General features: G+C 60.2%; 3 protein-coding genes. 1 reads left to right on the top strand and 2 read right to left on the bottom strand.

Features of this window, described 5'->3' with window-relative positions; all coding sequences use genetic code 11:
• Positions 1–200 precede the first annotated feature (200 nt).
• Complete coding sequence (locus B3361_RS21295) at positions 201–1,241, bottom strand: LLM class flavin-dependent oxidoreductase (RefSeq protein ID WP_054905971.1); 1,041 nt, start codon at positions 1,239–1,241, stop codon at positions 201–203.
• A gap of 74 nt (positions 1,242–1,315) precedes the next feature.
• The gene (locus tag B3361_RS21300; protein WP_009683734.1) at positions 1,316–1,801 is read right to left on the bottom strand and encodes a flavin reductase family protein; all 486 of its coding nucleotides are present in this window, start codon (positions 1,799–1,801) and stop codon (positions 1,316–1,318) included.
• Positions 1,802–2,117: 316 nt separating this feature from the next.
• On the opposite strand from B3361_RS21300, the gene B3361_RS21305 reads away from it, so the two are divergent.
• Positions 2,118–3,524: a purine-cytosine permease family protein gene (locus tag B3361_RS21305; protein ID WP_054905972.1), complete on the top strand. Its 1,407-nt coding sequence runs from the start codon at positions 2,118–2,120 to the stop codon at positions 3,522–3,524.
• The last annotated feature ends 102 nt before the right edge of the window (positions 3,525–3,626 follow it).

The following is a 3,626-nucleotide window of genomic DNA, read 5'->3' on the forward strand; positions in this document are numbered from 1 at the left end:
TTTTGCTTTTGCTTTTGCTTTTGCTTTTGCTTTTGCTTTTGCTTTTGCTTTTGCTTTTGCTTGCAGCTTGCAGCTTGCAGCTTGCAGCTTGCAGCTTGCAGCTTGCAGCTTGCAGCTTGCCGCTAAAAAAGCCCGCTCGCGCAAGCCGCATGGGCCTACGGGAGGGGGCTGTGTCCCGCAATGTTTCAGGCAATGGGAATTCAGGCGAACGCCGGTACCACTTCCTTGATGAACAGTTCGAGGGACTTCTTCTTCTCGGCGTGGGGCAGGCTGTTGTCGCACCAGAAGCTGAACTCGTCGACACCCAGCTCCTGGTAATAGCGGATACGCGCGATGATCTCTTCCGGGGTGCCGATCATGGTGTTCTTGCGGATGTTCTCCAGCTGGAACGCCGGCACTTCGGCAAACTTGGACTCCGGGCTTGGCTCCAGGAAGCCGTTGACCGGGGTGGTCTTGTTGCCGAACCAGGCATCGAAGGTGCGGTAGAAGCGTGAAATGGCCTGGGCGCCGACCTTCCAGCCGTCCGGCTCGGCCGGGCTGTGCACGTGGGTGTGGCGCAGCACCATCAATTGCGGGCGCGGTACGCCGGGGTTGTTGTCCAGGGCGGCCTGGAACTTGTTCTTCAGGTCGAGTACTTCTTCGTCGCCCTTCATCAGCGGCGTGACCATGACGTTGCAGCCGTTGGCCACGGCAAAGTTGTGCGAGTCCGGGTCGCGGGCGGCGATCCACATGGGTGGCGTAGCGTTGAACGGCTTCGGTACGCTGGTGGAAGTGGGGAATTTGTAGACTTCGCCGTCATGGGCATAGTCACCTTCCCAGAGCTTGCGCACCACCGGCACCATCTCGCGCAGGGCCTTGCCGCCGTCGGTGGCCGGCATGCCACCGGCCATGCGGTCGAATTCGAACTGGTACGCGCCACGGGCCAGGCCCACTTCCATGCGGCCGTTGCTGATCACGTCGAGCAGGGCACATTCACCTGCCACGCGAATCGGGTTCCAGAACGGCGCAATGATGGTGCCGGCACCCAGGCGGATCTTCTCGGTGCGTGCCGCCAGGTACGCCAGCAATGGCATCGGGCTTGGCGAAATGGTGTATTCCATGGCGTGGTGTTCGCCGATCCACACGGTGCTGAAACCGCCGTCTTCGGCCATCAGGGTCAGTTCGGTCAGGTCTTCGAACAACTGGCGGTGGCTGACCTGTTCATCCCAACGTTCCATGTGTACGAACAACGAAAATTTCATGGGGCTTTCCTCAACGCTTGAAAGGGGCTGGCGCCAGGCAGGGGGGCGCCAGCTGTCTCGATTCACAATGGGCTTCAGGCCAAGGCCGGCAGGCTGGCCATCTTGCCGCGGCAGTACACCATCGGCCGCGGCGCCTGGGCTGGAACGATCAGGTTGTGCACCTTGCCGACCATGATGGCGTGGTCGCCACCTTCGTATTCGCGCCACAGCTCGCACTCGATGACCGCCGTGGCGCCGGCCAGGATCGGGTTGCCCAGCTCGCTGAGGGTCCACTCGATACCGTTGGCCTTGTCTTTGCCTTTCTTGGCGAACGCATAGGCGTGTGCCTGTTGCTCACCCGAGAGCAGGTGAATGGCGAAGCGCTTCTGCTTGATCAGTACCGGGTAGGAGTCGGAGCTGTAGTTGGGGCAGAACAGCACCAGCGGCGGCTCCATCGACAGGGAGGAAAATGCGCTGGCGGTCAGGCCGACGACCGAGCCGTCGTCGTCCAGGGTGGTGATGACGGTAACGCCGGACGGGAAGGAGCCCAGGACGTTCTTGTAGACGGTTGCGTCGATCATCGGGTTTACCTCTAAAAGGCTGCGGTGGTCCGCGGTTTTTATCGTTGATGTGTCTGATGGTATACCGTAATACCTATTTTGCAAGCAGAATTTTCAGCCGCACATTTTCACGATGAGCGGCGCAAGGCCACGGAATACGGGGCTTTGCTCGGTGTGGTGGTTTGTCGCAGGGGTTTTTAAAGCAGAACAGTGGCCGCTTTTTCGTGCGGATCAGTGTTGTCAAAAGCTTGGAATACCATAATATGGTCTGCAGCTGAGAGGCCGCCTAGATGCGGTTTCCTTACAACGATAAAAACGACCTTTCGAGCTGAAAACCATGTCCCAACCGTCGTCGCAACACCAGTTTGTCGAGAATCACACGGTCGATTATGTGCCACCTGCCGAGCGCCATGGGAAGGCGCGCGACCTGTTCACCCTCTGGTTCAGCACCAACATTGCGCCACTGCCGATCGTCACCGGTGCCATGGTGGTACAGGTGTTCCACCTGAACCTGTTGTGGGGGCTGGTGGCCATCGTGCTGGGCCATCTTGTCGGGGGCGTGGTCATCGCCCTGGCCTCTGCGCAGGGACCGCAGTTGGGCATTCCGCAGATGGTGCAGAGCCGTGGCCAGTTCGGCCGCTATGGCGCCTTGCTGATCGTGTTCTTCACGGCGTTGATCTATGTTGGCTTCTTCATTTCCAACATCGTGTTGGCCGGCAAGACCATCCACGGCATCAGCCCGAGCGTGCCGATGCCAGGGGCGATCGTGATCGGCGCCTTGAGCGCCACCGCCATCGGCGTGGTCGGCTACCGTTTCATCCACATCCTCAACCGTATCGGCACCTGGGTGATGGGCTCGGCACTGCTGGCCGGCTTCATCATGATGTTCATCCAGGACCTGCCAGCCGATTTCTTCAGCCGCGGCGCCTTCAACCTGTCCGGCTTCATCGCCACTGTTTCGCTGGGTGTGATCTGGCAGATCAGCTTCTCGCCGTACACCTCCGACTACTCACGCTACCTGCCGCGTGAAGTCGGCATTGCCAAGCCGTTCTGGGCGACTTATTTCGGCGCTACCCTGGGCACCATCTTGTGCTTCAGCTTCGGTGCGGTGGCGGTGCTGTGCGTGCCGCAAGGCACCGATGCGATGGACGCGGTGAAGCAGGCCACCGGCTGGCTGGGGCCGATCCTGATGGTGCTGTTCCTGCTCAACATCATCAGCCACAACGCCCTCAACCTGTATGGCGCGGTGTTGTCGATCGTGACTGCAATCCAGACCTTCGTTGCCCAGTGGACCCCCAGCGTAAAGGTTCGGGTGATCCTGGCCTCGGTCATACTGCTGGGCTGCGGTATGGTCGCGCTGAACGCCTCGGCAGATTTCATCGGCCAGTTCATCGGCCTGATCCTGGCGCTGCTGGTGGTGCTGGTGCCGTGGGCCTCGATCAACCTGATCGACTTCTACCTGATCAAGAAGGGCCAGTACGACATCGCCTCGATCTTCAGTGCCGACGGCGGCATCTATGGCCGTTTCAATCACCATGCAATTGTTGCCTATGCCTGCGGCATCCTGGTGCAGCTGCCGTTTGCCAATACCTCGCTGTATGTCGGGCCGTACTCCAACCTGGTCGAAGGCGCCGACCTGTCCTGGCTGTTCGGCTTGCTGGTGACGGTGCCGCTGTACTACTGCCTGGCCACGCGCAGCAAGGCTGGCGAGAAGGCGGGGCGGGTTTTGAGTGTGAACGACTGATAGTCACGTGTGGCTGCAACAGGGGCTGCTTCGCAGCCCATCGCAGTTCAAGCCAGCCCACAGGGATCGCATCAGGGCTGAAGGTGTTTGCCACAAGGTATG

Source organism: Pseudomonas sp. UBA6699, from assembly GCF_002454615.1.
Lineage (GTDB): Bacteria > Pseudomonadota > Gammaproteobacteria > Pseudomonadales > Pseudomonadaceae > Aquipseudomonas > Aquipseudomonas juntendi.

What these genes read in the sequence shown, in the direction of transcription:
- B3361_RS21295 (WP_054905971.1), bottom strand. Translation starts at nt 1,241, where the DNA reads ATGAAATTTTCGTTGTTCGTACACATGGAACGTTGGGATGAACAGGTC.
- B3361_RS21305 (WP_054905972.1), top strand. Translation starts at nt 2,118, where the DNA reads ATGTCCCAACCGTCGTCGCAACACCAGTTTGTCGAGAATCACACGGTC.
- B3361_RS21300 (WP_009683734.1), bottom strand. Translation starts at nt 1,801, where the DNA reads ATGATCGACGCAACCGTCTACAAGAACGTCCTGGGCTCCTTCCCGTCC.